15 protein-coding genes are annotated in these 15200 nt (G+C 53.1%); 7 read left to right on the top strand and 8 right to left on the bottom strand.

The features are described from left to right. The first annotated feature begins 118 nt into the window (after positions 1 to 118). Positions 119 to 733: a hypothetical protein gene (locus PMI41_RS09990; RefSeq protein WP_040854483.1), complete on the top strand. Its 615-nt coding sequence runs from the start codon at positions 119 to 121 to the stop codon at positions 731 to 733. Positions 734 to 752: 19 nt separating this feature from the next. Here PMI41_RS09990 and PMI41_RS09985 read toward each other — a convergent pair whose 3' ends face one another. After that, complete coding sequence (locus tag PMI41_RS09985) at positions 753 to 1658, bottom strand: metallophosphoesterase (RefSeq protein ID WP_008124332.1); 906 nt, start codon at positions 1656 to 1658, stop codon at positions 753 to 755. A gap of 85 nt (positions 1659 to 1743) precedes the next feature. On the opposite strand from PMI41_RS09985, the gene PMI41_RS09980 reads away from it, so the two are divergent. Next, complete coding sequence (locus tag PMI41_RS09980) at positions 1744 to 2214, top strand: NUDIX domain-containing protein (RefSeq protein ID WP_008124331.1); 471 nt, start codon at positions 1744 to 1746, stop codon at positions 2212 to 2214. On the opposite strand, the gene PMI41_RS09975 is transcribed toward PMI41_RS09980, so the two are convergent. Beyond that, positions 2215 to 3201, bottom strand: a complete 987-nt coding sequence (locus PMI41_RS09975; RefSeq protein ID WP_008124330.1) for a glutathione S-transferase family protein — start codon at positions 3199 to 3201, stop codon at positions 2215 to 2217. 307 nt (positions 3202 to 3508) lie between these two features. On the opposite strand from PMI41_RS09975, the gene PMI41_RS09970 reads away from it, so the two are divergent. Further along, on the top strand, positions 3509 to 4015 hold the full coding sequence (locus PMI41_RS09970) for an N-acetyltransferase (RefSeq protein ID WP_008124328.1): 507 nt from the start codon (positions 3509 to 3511) through the stop codon (positions 4013 to 4015). A 3-nt stretch (positions 4016 to 4018) separates the two neighbouring features. Here PMI41_RS09970 and PMI41_RS09965 read toward each other — a convergent pair whose 3' ends face one another. The 4 genes from PMI41_RS09965 to PMI41_RS09950 are packed head-to-tail and all read right to left on the bottom strand — an operon-like array spanning position 4019 to position 10850. Next, positions 4019 to 6100 carry a hypothetical protein gene (locus tag PMI41_RS09965; RefSeq protein WP_008124326.1) on the bottom strand — a complete coding sequence of 694 codons (2082 nt, stop codon included), beginning with the start codon at positions 6098 to 6100 and terminating at the stop codon, positions 4019 to 4021. A 3-nt stretch (positions 6101 to 6103) separates the two neighbouring features. Further along, positions 6104 to 8932 carry a DUF4159 domain-containing protein gene (locus PMI41_RS09960; protein ID WP_008124324.1) on the bottom strand — a complete coding sequence of 943 codons (2829 nt, stop codon included), beginning with the start codon at positions 8930 to 8932 and terminating at the stop codon, positions 6104 to 6106. After that, positions 8929 to 9843, bottom strand: coding sequence for a DUF58 domain-containing protein (locus PMI41_RS09955; RefSeq protein ID WP_008124323.1), 915 nt, complete (start codon positions 9841 to 9843; stop codon positions 8929 to 8931). Before PMI41_RS09955 ends, PMI41_RS09960 begins: the two co-directional genes overlap by 4 nt. Further along, positions 9843 to 10850 carry a MoxR family ATPase gene (locus tag PMI41_RS09950; RefSeq protein WP_008124320.1) on the bottom strand — a complete coding sequence of 336 codons (1008 nt, stop codon included), beginning with the start codon at positions 10848 to 10850 and terminating at the stop codon, positions 9843 to 9845. Before PMI41_RS09950 ends, PMI41_RS09955 begins: the two co-directional genes overlap by 1 nt. A 123-nt stretch (positions 10851 to 10973) precedes the next feature. Between PMI41_RS09950 and PMI41_RS09945 the strand changes: the two genes are divergently transcribed. From PMI41_RS09945 to PMI41_RS09935, 3 genes are read left to right on the top strand one after another with little or no spacing between them, the layout of a single operon-like run. Beyond that, the gene (locus tag PMI41_RS09945; protein WP_008124319.1) at positions 10974 to 11582 is read left to right on the top strand and encodes a DUF1285 domain-containing protein; all 609 of its coding nucleotides are present in this window, start codon (positions 10974 to 10976) and stop codon (positions 11580 to 11582) included. After that, entirely contained in the window at positions 11579 to 12220 is a 642-nt protein-coding gene (locus tag PMI41_RS09940) for a CoA pyrophosphatase (protein WP_008124317.1), read from the top strand. The genes PMI41_RS09945 and PMI41_RS09940 overlap by 4 nt, the downstream gene beginning before the upstream one ends. Beyond that, positions 12217 to 13488 carry a CCA tRNA nucleotidyltransferase gene (locus PMI41_RS09935; RefSeq protein ID WP_008124315.1) on the top strand — a complete coding sequence of 424 codons (1272 nt, stop codon included), beginning with the start codon at positions 12217 to 12219 and terminating at the stop codon, positions 13486 to 13488. Before PMI41_RS09940 ends, PMI41_RS09935 begins: the two co-directional genes overlap by 4 nt. On the opposite strand, the gene PMI41_RS09930 is transcribed toward PMI41_RS09935, so the two are convergent. Together PMI41_RS09930 and hemF are read right to left on the bottom strand one after the other, a co-directional pair. Next, a complete protein-coding gene (locus PMI41_RS09930) occupies positions 13485 to 13667 on the bottom strand; it encodes a DUF1059 domain-containing protein (protein WP_008124313.1) in 183 nt (60 codons plus the stop codon). The genes PMI41_RS09935 and PMI41_RS09930 overlap by 4 nt on opposite strands. Positions 13668 to 13763: 96 nt before the next feature. After that, positions 13764 to 14675 carry an oxygen-dependent coproporphyrinogen oxidase gene (gene hemF, locus PMI41_RS09925; protein ID WP_008124311.1) on the bottom strand — a complete coding sequence of 304 codons (912 nt, stop codon included), beginning with the start codon at positions 14673 to 14675 and terminating at the stop codon, positions 13764 to 13766. A 154-nt stretch (positions 14676 to 14829) separates the two neighbouring features. On the opposite strand from hemF, the gene PMI41_RS09920 reads away from it, so the two are divergent. Then, positions 14830 to 15102, top strand: coding sequence for a hypothetical protein (locus PMI41_RS09920; RefSeq protein ID WP_008124309.1), 273 nt, complete (start codon positions 14830 to 14832; stop codon positions 15100 to 15102). Positions 15103 to 15200: the final 98 nt, after the last annotated feature.

Here is a 15200-nt window from a genome sequence, read left to right as displayed (position 1 = left end):
AAGTCGAAGGGTTGGCCTCATTCTGACAAGTTTCAGGTGCATTGAGGGGGATGGGTTGCTAATGATCAGTAGCCCGGAACTTCGTTCAAAAACCGGTCGATTCAACTTGAAGGAACCGATGAAAGAGAACTCAAATCCCAGAGATAGATTGAGCCTTGCGGAAGCGGTGCGCGGTGCACAACTTGCTGCTGCTGATCGGAACGACTTCATCACGGATGCGAAGGAAGCTGATCTGGCCCGTATTGAGGTTCTTGCGCAGGATTTGCAGGAAGTTTTTGATGATGTGCCTGTCGATGATCCGCAGTGGCAGTTTGCAGTGTCCAAAGGGCAGCAACCGCGTTTATGGATCGATGTAACATCGCATGTTACGATGGCCAGAGATCGACGGACTTATCGTTTTGTCCGTGATACCAGGCATGGAAGGGTGCTGGTTGCTGAAGCTACTGATATAAGACCGATAGCTGATGCGGTGACCAATTACATTGCAGAGCGGATTGTTGAACGGCAGCAGATGATGGAGGGCAGCCGTATCGGTTTGACCGACGCAAAACCTGTAAAAGATTCACCACGCCAGGATTTTAACCCCGAGCTATCTCCAGTTGCTCCGGTAATTAAACAACGATCGCGACTGAGCTCATTTATTACCGCCACGTATTGGTTTTTGATCGGAGCAGCGGTAGGTACGGGAGTACTTGTAGTGGCTTTTTGGGATCGGTTTGCGCAGTACTTTTAAGCGATCGCGCCAGCTTTGCTTAGCCCCATAAATCATCTTCGCGAATAGTCTGGATGTTTATCTGCGCGTCAACCACACCGCGCTGTTTCATATGGCATGACCAGCCGGCATTGGTTTTTTCAATTGTGAACATGTTGTAGGCAGCAGGCGGTTTATGGCTCCCCGCAAAGCTTTGGCTTGCGGAAGGAACGCATATCACTGGAACAGTCCAATTCGGGCCATTGATGTCATAACGCGTCGCGAGATGGGTGTGACCGTGGAGAACAAGCTCGGCGCCGTGCTGACGTACAATACGCTGGAACAGGCCAATGCCAAGCAGCCGCTTATGGGAAGGCGCTGCTCCCCGGACGGGAGGGTGATGAATCATGATGATGCGAAACAGGCCGCGTTTGCCGGTTTCAGCTAAAATTTCGGCCAGTTTCTTCGCCTGCTTTGATCTGAGATCACCGGTCGCCATGAATGGGGCGGTGGCGCGCGCTGAGGATACGCCTATCAGTGCAACATCCCCACGCACACGCAGATAAGGAAACTCGACAGGCAGGTTTTCGGCTGCCTGTTTGTCTCCTCGCATCCATGCTTCCCAAAAGCGCCGTGTCTTCTTCAGCGCGCCGGGAACATAAGCATCATGATTGCCCGGTACGACTGATACATCCTCAGGTTTGCCTAATGTCTTGAGCCAGCGTTGTGCCGTCTCAAGCTCTTCATCAAGCGCAAGATTTACAAGGTCACCTGTAACCGCAATGTGGTCCGGATGTTCTGCCTTGAGCTCTGCCGTCAATACATCAAGGGTGCCGCCAGTCATCACGCCTTTGCGATTTGAGCGCCAGTTGATATAGCCGGTAATACGTTTTGAAATCAGCTCACGCAAAGTAAGCGCGGGCAGGGGTGACAGATGGATGTCGGAGATATGTGCAAGACGGAACATCAGTTCAGCTTTATGAGACTATTCAACAGGAATCCAGTGATACAACCGTCGCATGGTCAGACAGTTCCATTGAAAACAGCGCATCATGGCTGAAAAGCATCCCAAGTGGCGCCACCGTCTTTTCCACACCTATTTTCTGCTTCGCCGCCCAATGACTTTAGGCGCGCGCGGGGTTGTTCTGGATGAAGCTGCAAATTCAGTTTTTCTGATCCGCCACACCTATGTTGGCGGTTGGCAGTTCCCGGGCGGAGGCGTTGAAACAGGTCATACTGTTGAGCAGACACTGGCCAAGGAACTTATGGAAGAGGGCAATATCGAATTGACCGCGCGTCCTGAACTCTTTGCCATCTACCACAATGCCCACGCGTCCAAACGTGATCATGTGGCGCTTTATGTCTGCAGGTCCTTTCGCCAGATTGCTCCATTTGCTGCCAATCGCGAGATTGCCGAAGCAGGGTTCTTCAAACTGGATGCCTTGCCGGAGGATACTACGCCCTCTACCCGGCAAAGGCTTTCAGAAATACTGGGCGGACTGGAGCCACCATTGTTTTGGTAGTCACGCCTGTTCGAAGCGATCCCGATCATGCGGTGCGGCATAATCAATCTCGGGTCCAACAGGAACGATACCGGTTGGATTGATCGTTTTGTGACTTTCGTAGTAATGCCCTTTGATGTGCTGCATGTTGACAGTCGGTGCGACGCCGGGAACCTGATATAGTTCACGGGTATAGTTTGAAAGATTGGTATAGTCCGCAATACGCTGTCGGTTGCATTTGAAATGACCGACATAGACCGGGTCAAAGCGCAGGAGTGTTGTAAAGAGGCGCCAATCTGCTTCGGTCAAACGGTTTCCAGTCAGATAGCGCTGTTTGGCCAATCTTTGCTCGATCTCGTCCAATGCTCCAAATAACTGGATGAAAGCTTCTTCGTAAGCTGGCTGTGTGGTAGCAAAACCTGCGCGGTAGACCCCGTTATTGATGTTCGGGTAAACCAGCGCATTGATGGCGTCGACCTCTCCGCGCAGTTCTTGCGGATAGAAGTCCAAATCTGCATCACCAAACTCGTTGAATGCGGAGTTAAGCATGCGGATGATTTCAGAGGATTCATTGGAGACTATGGTGTTCTGTTGCTTGTCCCAAAGCACTGGTACGGTGACACGTCCTGAATAGTTGGCGTCGGCACGGGTATAGACTTCGTGCAGACGGCTGTAACCGAACAGATGGTCGGCCGTGGCACTATCCTGCCCTGAGAACGTCCAGCCTTCGTCCCCCATATAGTAATCGACAATCGAAACTGAAATCACGTCCTGCAACTGTTTCAAAGCTCTAAAAATCAGGGTTCTATGGGCCCAGGGGCAAGCGTATGAAACATAAAGGTGATAGCGGCCCGGTTCGGCTTTGAAACCAGCTTTTCCGCTCGGCCCGGCACTGCCATCTGGTGTTACCCAATTGCGGAATTGCGATTCCGAACGGATGAACCGGCCTCCGCTTTCTTTGGTGTCATACCATTGGTTATGCCAAACGCCATCAATCAACAGACCCATTTTTGAACTTCCTTCGTGAGCATCCGGTAGCGATAGGGATATGCGTATTTCCTGTGCTTACCTAGGAATTATTTAATTTGCTGCCAGGTGACTTCGAGTAAACACAGTGTCGCTTTCCCGAAGCGGTCTGCATTTTCCGGTTTACGGCGGTTCGGTTTAATGTTAGCGAGAAAAAATGGAGACAATTGTGACAGGTATCTTGTTCATCCGACGATGAAACCTTGACCGGCGCTAGTAGCGGCGGAAGTTCCTGTATTTGCCTTCTGGAAAAGAAGGTTTTGTCCCACTCCCATATGAAGATACCAGCATGCTGTCCCATGTCGTGACCTACGCACCGGAAGAACCGATGCATGATGCCGCCATCGAAGATATCAACAAGGAAGCCTTTGGTCCCGGCCGCTTCACCCGCGCGGCTTATCGCATCCGGGAAGGTGGTCCGCACGATCGCACGCTATCTTTCGTCGCTACCAATGGCGGGCATGTGGTGGGTTCAGTCAGGCTGACCCCTGTGCTAATTGGAACGACAAAAGCCATGTTGCTTGGCCCGCTCGCGGTCCGACCAGCATGGAAGAAGCAGGGTATCGGTGCGGCCTTGATGCGTACAAGCATGGAGGCAGCCCGGGTCGCAGGTCACAAGCTGGTAATTCTGGTCGGTGATGAACCCTATTATGCGCCATTCGGCTTTCGACGGATTGAGGGGCATCAGATATTAATGCCCGCACCTGTCGAGCCATCGCGTTTTCTGGCGTGTGAACTTGTGCCTCACGCACTGAAAGACGTGCAAGGTAAGGTTCGGCACGCTTCGGTGATGTGAGATTTATTTGCCTTCGCGGTACCACATGCCTCCCAGCACCAGTATCATAGCCGCAAGTCCGAGAAAGCCTGAAAACAGGGGCAGGCGGTCAACGCTTTTAAGCACGGTTTCACTGGTGGGGCGCAGTCCAATCCAGTTGTCGCCACTGGCGCTTGCGGCGCCGCGTGAAGCAACAATATTCGGGATTTCAATTAATGCCTGATCTGCATCGGCACGCAGCCGACGTGCGCCGCCGCCTGTTTCACGGGTCAGCGGTTCCAGTTTGGCCGTAGTGGAAATATTGTCTGCAAACTCAGGCGCATCAACAGGTCCAACATGTGCCAATGTCGTCAGATCGCCATTCGCGACCTGATAAAGCCCGATCTCATTCATTGGCACAGATGCCGCGAAAACACCCGGCTCTGTTTCAGCCAGAGGAATGGGCTGAGTCTTGCCGGATGGAGTGATAATACTCGCCGGATCGGCGGTCTTTGCCATAGTCTGACGACGGATTTCCAGGTTACGCCCGGTACCTTTGGCAGTCAGTGCCTCCTCTTCCAGTTCCGGCTCTTTCATTAGCCAATGGGCAATACGCCGATAAAGAGCGGCATGCGGTCCACCACCTTCAAAACCGCGTGCCCAAAGCCAGCCCTGATCCGACAGGAACATACCGACGCGTCCTTCACCCAGACGATTCAGAACCAGCAGCGGCCGGTCTCCTGCGTTCATGACAACTTCACCTTCCGGCTGATTGACGTCGATAACGCGGAACCAGCGGCTCCAGTTTGGCGGTTCCTGTGTGCTGCCTTCAAGGCCGCGAGTTACAGGATGGCGTTTTCCCTGTTCACTTAGGCGAGGATAGAATGCCTTTTCTTCAATGTTCCCTGTCGGTATTGCAGGAAGCACAGAGAGAAGTGGCGTGTTGGCTATCGACATATTCCCGGCATATTCGGGACCAGCGGCGATCAACAAGGCACCGCCCCGCTGAACGTAATCGTTGATGTAGTCGTAATAGAGCAGTGGCAGCACATCGCGGTGCTGGTACCGGTCAAAGATGATCAGGTCGAAATCTGTAATACGTTCAACGAAAAGCTCACGGGTTGGAAAGGCAATCAATGAGAGTTCGTTGATGGGTGTCGAATCCTGTTTTTCCGGCGGACGCAAGATTGTAAAGTGCACCAGGTCAACCGACGCATCGGACTTGAGCAGATTGCGCCATGTCCGTTCACCATTATGCGGCTCACCCGAGACGAGAAGCACGCGAAGATTTTCGCGGATACCATCGACCATAGCCACTGCGCGATTATTAACCTCAGTCAGCTCGCCCGGAATCGTATCAACAATGATCTCAACAATATTGACCCCCGCGCGAGGTAGCGTGACCTCCAGAGGCATATCCTCGCCGATTATAGCGTCCTGACTGCTGACTTCCGTTCCGTTGACACGCACACGTACATTGGCACGCCCACCCGCAGGTTCGCCCGCGCCGGTAACCTTGTAGGTCATTTGTTGCGGTTTGCCGGTGAGACCAAAACGTGGCGCACGGACGAATTGAATTCGCCTGTCAATTTCGTTCGGCGTACCGGTGATCAAACCATGCACTGGAGCGTTGAAACCAATGCCAGCCTTGTTGGCCGGGATATCGTGAACCTGACCATCAGTGATCATGATGGCACCACCGATACGAGCGGGCGGTACATCGCGAAATGCACTGTTCAAAGCGCCGAAAAGTCGGGTCGATGTCGCATCATTGTTCTCGGTGGCACGGCCGGTTTCTACAGTGCGAACTTCAAATTGTGGAAGCCTTGCCAATGCCGCCTGCACTTGAGCGAGTGTCGTATCGGTATCGGCAGACCTGCTGCCGATATCCTGACTCTGGCTCCTGTCAGCGACAATTGCCACCACGCTTTTAAGAGGCTCGCGCTCCTCATTGACGATAATCGGGTTAAACAGCGCCAAGGCAAGGACCGCAACTGCCAGCACACGAATAAGACTACCTCGCTGACGAAAAAAGACACCTGCCAAGGTCAGCGCAAGGAGCGGAACAATCAGGAGCGAAAGCAGCGTATTGGAAAGGAGAGGCTGGAAATCGATTGAAAGATACATGGCCTAGTTCCCCAATCGCAAAAGGAGATCCGGGACATGCACCTGATCGGATTTATAATTGCCGGTCAGCATATACATGACGATATTGATGCCCGTGCGGAATGCATGCACGCGCTGCACGGGATCATTTGGCACTGTTGGCAACAAAGGTGATCCATCAGCATTGACTGCCCAGGCACCGGCAAAATCATTGCCGGTGATAATGATCGGCGATACGCCATCACCTGCGCGGACAGGCCGATCAGCGCGTGTTTCATCGTTAAGCGATGCCTGAACCCAAAGTGGGCTGCCATGGTAACGACCGGGGAAATCCTGCAGAATGTAAAATGATTTCGTCAGAACGTGATCACCGGGCACAGGCTCCAATGGTGGTATGTTCAAACCAGCGAGGATATCCCGCAGCCTTTGGGTGGAGGGTGTTGTCGAGTTCTCGAAGTTGAATGCAGCTGCATCCTGATCGCGTGTATCAAAAAGAACAGTACCACCCTGCTGCATATAGGCATCGATTTTTGCTATTGCTTCGGATGACGGCATTTTGGCCGCGGCATCCACTGGCCAGTAAATCAACGGATAGACGGCAAGCTCGTCTCTGGCGGGATCGACACCGATAGGATCGCCGGGTTCCAGTGCAGTGCTGTCCGCCAAGGCCTTGGAAAGCCCAAGTAAACCAGCCTTGCTGATGTCATCAACACCTCCGTCCCCTGTAATGACATAGGCAAGGTGAGTCACATTGATGGCATCGAGAATGGCTTGGTCACCCGGCTTGCTGTCATTCTGTTGAGCGTATACGGGCGTGGGTGCAAAGGCGATAAGCGCTGGTAGCAACAAAATTGCCAGTGAAGCTGCAGTTGCGGTGCGCATACGTCGGCGCAGATGCCCACCGAGCCAGAGAATGGCAAGTGCATCAAGTGCCAACAGCAACGCAGCAAGAGCAAAAAGCGGCCCACGCAGCGGTACAGATTCATCAACAGCATAGCGTGCGGTCGTTACAGGAAAATTCAGCTCAGGGCGTATGAGCGGATTGATCTCCCCATCGGGCTTGAACAGGTTGAGCGCAGTCATGGCATCTTCAACACCATAAAAGCCGGGAGGATTCTCGAATGTCACAGGTGGATTGGAATCTGTTGCCGTGAGCGGTCTGGTATCCTGATTGGGGGGCATCAATGCCCCTTCACCATTAAGGGTCAAATAGGGCGGCAAAGCCTTCGCCCCGCTTGCTCCATTGTCTTGTGTGATCGATCCGGCATTTGTTGAAAGAGAGACAATCCTGTGCAGCATATCGACAAAGCTGCCGCTGATTGGGAGATTCGACCATGTCGCCTCCGGAGTTACATGAAACAGGACTAGTTGCCCGCGTTCACGTGTTTCGCCAGTAACGAGCGGAGTTCCATCCGCGAGATTCGCCCAGCTCTTTTCAAAGAGGTCTGCACTGGGATCGGCCAGAACCTGCCGTGTTACAGTCACATCTTGTGGCGTCGGCAGGCCTGCAAATGGTCCGTTTGCGGGGAAAGCGGCTACAGGCTGCGCTTCTTTCCACGATAGTGCGCCGCCCAGTGATCGTTCGCCTTTGCGCAATGTAACAGGAAGAAGCGGGTCTTCTTCACTACCACCTGCGAGGCGGGGACCGGCAAAGCGGATGAGTGTGCCTCCCTTGTTGACCCAATCCGACAAGATTTTTTCCGTCTCCGCAGGAAGCTTGCCAATATCGGCCATGATAACGACCGATGGCTTTTGCTCCAGCAGTTCAGGTACTGCGCGAACGAGTTCGGCACTACGCGGGCGAAGTAAGTCTGCAAACGGTTCAAGTGCACGAGAGATGTAGTAGAGCGGTGATAACAAAGGTTGTGACAGGTCAGCCTCAGAGCCCGAAAGCAAAGCAACCCTGCGTCGCTTGTTGTTATCGTCAATCAGATAAGTGGCTCCGGCCTGCGCTGTTCCATCAATACGCAAACTATGAAAGTCGTTTCGCAATTCATAGGGCGCTGCAATTACCGCTTCGGCAGTGGTGTCGCCAGCATTGAATACGAGGCCTGCATCAGAAATCCGGCGGCCCTTCTCGTCAAATGCCCCAACAGTGATCGCGTTCTGGCTGCGATCGACATTTGAACGAACAGCGCGCACGGTAAGGCCGTTGGCATTGTTTGTAGCCTGCCTGATCGCAACCAGTGAACCTATTGATGGTTGATACCACAGCATTGAGGCTATGCCGGAACCTTCGATTGATTTGATGGCATCTGCTGCCTGCGGTGTATCTACACCATCATTGAGATATGCCAGCCGTGTGCCCTTCGTATCTGCCAGCGCTGCTTTGAGCCGGGAGAAGGCTTGCGGACGGTCAACGGGAATTGGTCGGACTGTCAAAGCGCGAAGCCGCTCCATAGCGGTGTTCGCATCGAAAGGGCCAATTTCAGTGTTGGTTTTTTCGGCGGTTCCGACGATGTAAATCAGTGCGCCGTCGCTTTCAGTATCGGCAATCAGCCGTTCCGCAGTTTCCTTGCGGGCGGTCCATTCCTCATTCGACGACCAGCCATTATCGAGCACGATGGCGACAGGGTCCTTTCCAGACATGGTTTCAGCGCGTGGATTCCAGACTGGCTCCGACAAAGCGAGAATAACGAAAGCAGCAAGCAAAAGCCTCAGAAGTGTGATCCACCATGGGCTCTTGTTCGGTGTCTCTTCTTTTTGTTTCAGCTGCGCAAGTATCTTCAAGGGTGGAAATATTTCCAGAACCGGACGCGGCGGGGTTACCCTCAAAAGCCACCAGATCACCGGCAGGACGACAAGTCCTGCCAGAAGCAGAGGCGCACCGAAAGCCAGAGGAAGTGCATTCATGATGCCGCTCCCTGATAGCCCACATTGGCCGTCATGTTCATATGTACGGACACAAGCGCTTCGGATGCCAGCCGGTCCGTACGGTTCGTGGTGTAGCTCCAGCCGATCCGCTTACAAAAATCGCTCAATGCGGCACGTCGGGCGAAAAACAGGCGGCGATAGTCGTCGGCATAATCTTCTGCTCTGCCGAATGTCAGAGTCGAACCGGTCTCCGGATCGACAAATTCGGTTCTGCGTCGATAGGGGAAATCTTCTTCTGCAGGATCGTACACTTCGATCAGATGTGCTCGGGCACCGGAATGAGCGAGTTTTTCCAGCGTGGCGATTGTTTCATCGACAGGATCGAGAAAATCGCTGACAAGAACGACCTCTGAAAAACGTTTAACCCGACTAAGGTCAGGTTTGGCGGCTAGATTGCTTGCGTGCGCAAGGGATGTCGCCAAACGCTCTGCTCCGTTTCGGGCAGAACTTGGATCGGTAACCCCTGGAAAACCGATTCGCTCTCCACTGCGAGATAGCAGTTCCGCCAAGGCCAAGATCATGACAAGCGCGCGAGACTCTTTTGAAACTTGAGCCTGCTCTGATTTGAACAACATGGAAGGTGAAGGATCTGCCCAAAGCCACACTGTGTGTGCAGCTTCCCATTCCTGATCGCGAATATAGGTGCGGTCGTCGCGTGCAGAGCGGCGCCAGTCGATGCGCGATATGGCTTCGCCTTCTGAATAGGGCCGAAATTGCCAGAAGCTTTCACCGACACCGCTTTTGCGGCGGCCATGCCATCCGGTATTCACCGTATTGAGGATACGGCGGGCTTCGACAAGAAGATCGGGCAAAAGAGCGGCGCGTTGACGGGCGCGTGCAAGCGCATCTCCCGTGCCAGTCTTTTGGACCTGCGCGCCGATTGCTGCCATCAGATGGCGGCCTTTGTCAGGTTTCCAATCACATCACGAACATTCATTCCGTCCGCGCGAGCGGCAAAGGTGAGCGCCATGCGATGTTGCAGCACGGGCTCTGCCAGCGCCTTTATGTCATCCACTGACGGGGCAAGACGACCATCATAAAGCGCCCGCGCGCGCGCGCACAGCATCAGGGCCTGACTTGCGCGAGGGCCGGGACCCCAGGAGATGAATTTTTTGGCAATATCGTTGTCAGCACCGGGGCGCGCAGCACGAACAAGATTGAGAATTGCATCGACCACACCCTCTGGAACGGGCATGCGACGAATGAGATTTTGCATGGCGCGAAGACGTTCTGCATCGATGACTTTTGCTGCGACGGCTTCGCTCGTACCTGTTGTCGCAAGCAGGATTTGCCGCTCGGCCTCGAGTTCTGGATAAAGAATATCGATCTGCATGAGAAACCGATCAAGCTGCGCTTCAGGAAGGGGATAAGTGCCTTCCTGTTCGAGCGGATTTTGCGTTGCCAGAACGTGAAATGGCTGCGGCAGGTCATAACGCTCGCCAGCAATGGTCACGTGATATTCCTGCATGGCCTGCAACAGCGCGGACTGTGTGCGTGGTGATGCGCGGTTGATTTCGTCGGCCATCAGCAATTGTGCGAAGATCGGGCCTTTGACGTAGCGGAAAGTCCGCTTGCCATTCTCATCCTGCTCCATGATTTCAGAGCCGAGAATATCCGATGGCATGAGGTCCGGGGTAAACTGGATGCGGCGCTCGTCCAATCCAAGCACAGTTCCAAGTGTTTCGACGAGCTTGGTTTTGGCAAGTCCGGGCACGCCGACAAGAAGTGCATGCCCACCCGCCAGAAGTGCGACGAGTGTTCGCTCAATGACGCTTTCCTGGCCAAAGATGACCTTGCCGATGCCGGTTTTTATACTGGCGATGTCAGCGAGAGCTTTCTCGGCCTCAGCAACCATTTCTTTCGGATCGACCGATACCTCAGGTTTAATCACGCTCATGGGTTCACCTCTTGACTGGTATCTGCTCAGACTCTTTCTTAAATGAATCTAAATCACTATGACATGCTGACAAGCGGCTCAACGGTGACTATTTCGTGACGTATACAGAAAAAAGGTCTGGTCATGGCAGAAACAACGGGCATTCCGGCGGACGCGGCAGGGCTGGAAGCACTGATCTCGCGTGCTGCCGTTGCAGGAAAAGGGCTGCCACCTGTCGATAAATGGAATCCGGACTTTTGCGGCGACATCGATATGGAGATAAAGGCCGATGGGACCTGGTTCTATATGGGAACACCCATCGGGCGGCTTCCGCTGGTTCGATTGTTTTCTACTGTGTTGCGCAAAGACGAAGACGGCAACACCTATCTGGTTACTCCCGTTGAGAAGGTGGGAATCAGGGTCGAGGACGCACATTTTCTGGCAGTCGAGCTGAATGTTTCGGGCTCAGGCGAGGCTCAACTCATGACATTTCGCACCAATGTTGGCGATATTGTTGAAGCTGGTCCGGATAAACCGCTGCGCTTTGTCGTCGATAAGAATAATGGTGGATTGAAACCTTATTTACTGGTGCGTGGCCGCCTTGAAGCTTTGCTTGCGCGGCCTGTGATGTATGAACTGGTCAATCATGGTGAGGAGATCGAAATTAATGGCAAAGCCATGTTTGCGGTGCGCTCCAAGGGCGCTGTCTTTCCGATAATGCCCGCCAGCGAACTTGAAAAGCAAAGCCTATGAAAGAACAGGCGGTTTTAGACGAGGGGTTCTCAGCGCGTTCGTTTGCACAACGTGTGAGGCTTAAGGGCGGTCAGGACTTCGAGATTGAACATGGTGACCATGTGCTTAACCCCGATCTTGATGCGCTGATTGCCGAAAATCCATTGCGAGATGCAGCGGTGCTTGTACCGATTGTTGATCGCGGAGCTGAAGCGAGTGTTATTCTGACACTGCGAAATGCAAATATGCGCAAACATTCCGGCCAAGTTGCTTTCCCCGGAGGCGCGATTGATCCTGAAGATAATTATGAGCCGGAAGTGGCGGCATTGCGTGAAGCCCATGAAGAAATCGGGCTGGAGCGGCGCAACGTAGAGGTTATCGGTCGTCTGCCCCGATATCTGACAGCGACCGGATATTCCATCACACCTGTCCTTGGGCTGGTTTATCCACCCTTCGATTTAGCTCCAAATGCTGATGAAGTTGCCGACATTTTCGAGGTACCTTTGTCATTCCTCATGAATCCTGCCAATCACCGCCGCGAAAGCCGGGTTTGGCAGGGCAAAGAACGTTTTTATTACACAATGCCGTTTGGTGACCGCTTTATATGGGGCGCTACCGCAGGTATTATTCGAACACTTTATGAAAGGCTCTACACTTGAGCGATACAGTTTCCATTGCAGGCGAAGCAGAATGGCTTAAAGAGCCATCATTGCAATCGTTGCTGAGCATATTGTCCGTTGATGGTGAAGAGGCGCGCATCGTTGGCGGCGCAGTGCGCAATACATTGCTGGGTCAGCCTGTCTCAGACATTGATATTGCCACGACATGTTTGCCGCAAATGATACTTGAACGCACGCAAAAGGCGGGCCTCAAAGCAATCCCGACCGGAATTGACCACGGTACAATAACTGTCGTGAGTGATGGCAATCCCTATGAAATCACCAGCTTGCGCGCTGACGTCAATACCAATGGGCGGCATGCGGAAGTAGCCTTCGGCCGCGACTGGCTGGTGGATGCGCAACGCCGGGATTTCAGCATCAACGCTCTCTACGCTGATGCTGATGGTACTGTCTTGGATCTGGTTGGCGGCATCGCCGACATTGAAAGCCAGACCTTGCGTTTCATTGGTGATCCCGAGCAGCGTATCCGAGAGGATTACCTGCGTATTATGCGGTTTTTCAGGTTTTTTGCATGGTATGGCAAGGGTCGCCCGGAAAGCGAAGGATTGAAGGCCTGTGCACGTCTTAAGGACGGCTTGGAACAGCTGTCGGCAGAACGGATATGGTCGGAACTGAAAAAACTTCTCGCTGCTCCTGACCCTTCGCGCGCGCTCTTGTGGATGAGGCAGGCAGGCGTTTTGACGGCTATTTTGCCGGAAAGCGAGAAGTGGGGAATCGATAGTATTCACGGTGTCGTAAACACCGAGCAGGATTTGCGTTGGGAAGTTGATCCCATGCTGCGTCTTGCTAGCATTATTCCACCGGATGCCAATCGGGTGGCAGCGATGGCCGCACGACTGAAATTGTCAAACAGCGAACGCGAACGCTTCGAGCATTGGGCAAACGCTGTTCTTCCTTCTGCAGAAATATCCGAGACGGGTTTGGCTAAAAAGCTTTATCGAAGCAATATTCGAGGTATTGAAGACCGGCTTCGGTTGGCGATCGTCAGTGCACGCACGCAGGCGCTCAATGACAATAAAGCCATGATGCGAGCTGGCCATCTGTCAAAGCTTCTTGCATTTACGGAAAATTACCAGCGCCCAAACTTTCCGCTTTCGGGGGGGGACCTTGTGGCACAGAGCGGACTTGAAGGCCCGGCGATCGGGCAAATTCAAAGACAGCTTGAAGAGGAATGGGTAAACTCCGGTTTCGCACTAGGGCGAGATGCGCTTTTAGCGCGAATACCGGAGATTGCAGCTACAGTCTAAGCTGCTTTGCCCTTTTCAGGCTGGATATTGGCTTTGATGGTGTCCAACATCGACTCGCGGATAGCTGTTTCGCCATGTGTCTCGCGTAGATGCTCGGTCGTCCGTCGAATGATTTCAGCCTCGGTGTCGTGACGTGTATGCCACTGGCAACCAGGAACAATGCAATGAAGTTCTTTCATGGCTTCTCTCCCTATTGCGAGTGCGAGCCGCACTCGTTTCGCAACATTGGAGATTATAACGCATAAGTGGCTGAATTGATCCCTGAGATTGCCCGGTTATGGCCATTTCACTGTTGGCGGCATCGACGATAGAATGGAGTCAACATTGCCCCCTGTCTTCAAACCAAAGATTGTTCCCCGGTCATAAAGCAGATTGAATTCCACATAGCGACCACGCCGGACCAATTGTTCCTGTCGATCAGTGTCAGTCCAATCCTGATTGAAATTTTGCCTCACAAGGTAGGGGTAAACCACCGAGAATGCGCGGCCAACATCACGCGTAAAGTTAAAATCCGCGTCCCACCCACCGTTCTCTTCGGATGAGTGCAGCCAGTCGTAGAAGATACCGCCCGTTCCACGTGGCTCATTACGATGGGGCAAATAGAAGTATTCGTCACACCAGGATTTGAACTTTTCGTGGTTGGCGACAGCCGAGTGCTTGTCGCAAACGAACTTCATTGCTTTGTGAAACGCCACTGTATCAGTGTCGTCAGCTTGACGCTTGCGTTCAAGCACCGGTGTCAGATCGGCGCCGCCACCAAACCATTGTCTGGTGGTAACGACCATTCGGGTATTCATATGGACTGCTGGTACGAGCGGGCTTTGGGGATGCGCAATCAATGAAATGCCCGACGCCCAAAACCGAGGGTCCTCGTCGGCACCCGGTATCTGCTTGCGAAACTCCTGACTGAATTCGCCGTGAACTGTCGAAATATGAACGCCGACCTTCTCGAACACGCGGCCATGCATGACCGACATGGTTCCGCCGCCGCCGTCTCCATCGCGCTGCCACGGCGTTTGCTTGAATCGCCCGGGCGCACGATCGGAAAGAGGGCCATCCAGTTCGTCCTCCAACTGTTCCAGACTGGCGCAAATCTTGTCGCGCAGTTCTGTAAACCAGGCAGTTGCCGCGGTTTTCTTCTCTTCCAGAGCTTCGGGAAGGATGGCGGGAATATCGGGACGGTCCATGAGATGAGAATCCTTGTTTGCCCGGACAATAGCACAACGGATTACAGCCAAAAGACACTGCCGTTTACCCAATTCGCAAATGCACAAAAAATGACTCGTTTTTCGGGCACTCTCCACATAATCTGTGGTGTGTAGGGCAGTGAAGGATACGAGTATGATTTCCAGAGCACCCAGATCGCAATTTCCGAAACCGCCTCTCGACGGACTTCGCAAGAGATTGAAGCAAAGCCGCGAGGACGCAAGCCAACAGCGTGGTGCTTTTGTGCGTGAGAGCTTCAAGCTGCCTAGGGTTGCTGCCCGTGAAAAGGCAAAGGAATGGTTTGCCCAATACCCGAAGGCTGCTTACTGGACAGAGATAGAAAGCTGGTATGAACGCCCCGGCGACATAATTGAGTTTACCATGCGGCGACTGCCCAACGCAGACTAAAGTCGTATTTTTTCACCAAACAACAATAAAATTGATGGTTTCTTCAATAAAATGATCGATTTCCGGACGAAATGGGCTTCGTTTTGAAATTATTTTGA

It is taken from the genome of Phyllobacterium sp. YR531, from assembly GCF_000282595.1.
GTDB lineage: Bacteria > Pseudomonadota > Alphaproteobacteria > Rhizobiales > Rhizobiaceae > Phyllobacterium.
The sequence above is the reverse complement of the archived record's forward strand: the minus strand, read 5'-3'. Positions and strand labels throughout refer to the sequence as shown.

What these genes read in the sequence shown, in the direction of transcription:
- PMI41_RS09990 (WP_040854483.1), top strand. Translation starts at nt 119, where the DNA reads ATGAAAGAGAACTCAAATCCCAGAGATAGATTGAGCCTTGCGGAAGCG.
- PMI41_RS09985 (WP_008124332.1), bottom strand. Translation starts at nt 1,658, where the DNA reads ATGTTCCGTCTTGCACATATCTCCGACATCCATCTGTCACCCCTGCCC.
- PMI41_RS09980 (WP_008124331.1), top strand. Translation starts at nt 1,744, where the DNA reads ATGGCTGAAAAGCATCCCAAGTGGCGCCACCGTCTTTTCCACACCTAT.
- PMI41_RS09975 (WP_008124330.1), bottom strand. Translation starts at nt 3,201, where the DNA reads ATGGGTCTGTTGATTGATGGCGTTTGGCATAACCAATGGTATGACACC.
- PMI41_RS09970 (WP_008124328.1), top strand. Translation starts at nt 3,509, where the DNA reads ATGCTGTCCCATGTCGTGACCTACGCACCGGAAGAACCGATGCATGAT.
- PMI41_RS09965 (WP_008124326.1), bottom strand. Translation starts at nt 6,100, where the DNA reads ATGTATCTTTCAATCGATTTCCAGCCTCTCCTTTCCAATACGCTGCTT.
- PMI41_RS09960 (WP_008124324.1), bottom strand. Translation starts at nt 8,932, where the DNA reads ATGAATGCACTTCCTCTGGCTTTCGGTGCGCCTCTGCTTCTGGCAGGA.
- PMI41_RS09955 (WP_008124323.1), bottom strand. Translation starts at nt 9,843, where the DNA reads ATGGCAGCAATCGGCGCGCAGGTCCAAAAGACTGGCACGGGAGATGCG.
- PMI41_RS09950 (WP_008124320.1), bottom strand. Translation starts at nt 10,850, where the DNA reads ATGAGCGTGATTAAACCTGAGGTATCGGTCGATCCGAAAGAAATGGTT.
- PMI41_RS09945 (WP_008124319.1), top strand. Translation starts at nt 10,974, where the DNA reads ATGGCAGAAACAACGGGCATTCCGGCGGACGCGGCAGGGCTGGAAGCA.
- PMI41_RS09940 (WP_008124317.1), top strand. Translation starts at nt 11,579, where the DNA reads ATGAAAGAACAGGCGGTTTTAGACGAGGGGTTCTCAGCGCGTTCGTTT.
- PMI41_RS09930 (WP_008124313.1), bottom strand. Translation starts at nt 13,667, where the DNA reads ATGAAAGAACTTCATTGCATTGTTCCTGGTTGCCAGTGGCATACACGT.
- hemF (WP_008124311.1), bottom strand. Translation starts at nt 14,675, where the DNA reads ATGGACCGTCCCGATATTCCCGCCATCCTTCCCGAAGCTCTGGAAGAG.
- PMI41_RS09920 (WP_008124309.1), top strand. Translation starts at nt 14,830, where the DNA reads ATGATTTCCAGAGCACCCAGATCGCAATTTCCGAAACCGCCTCTCGAC.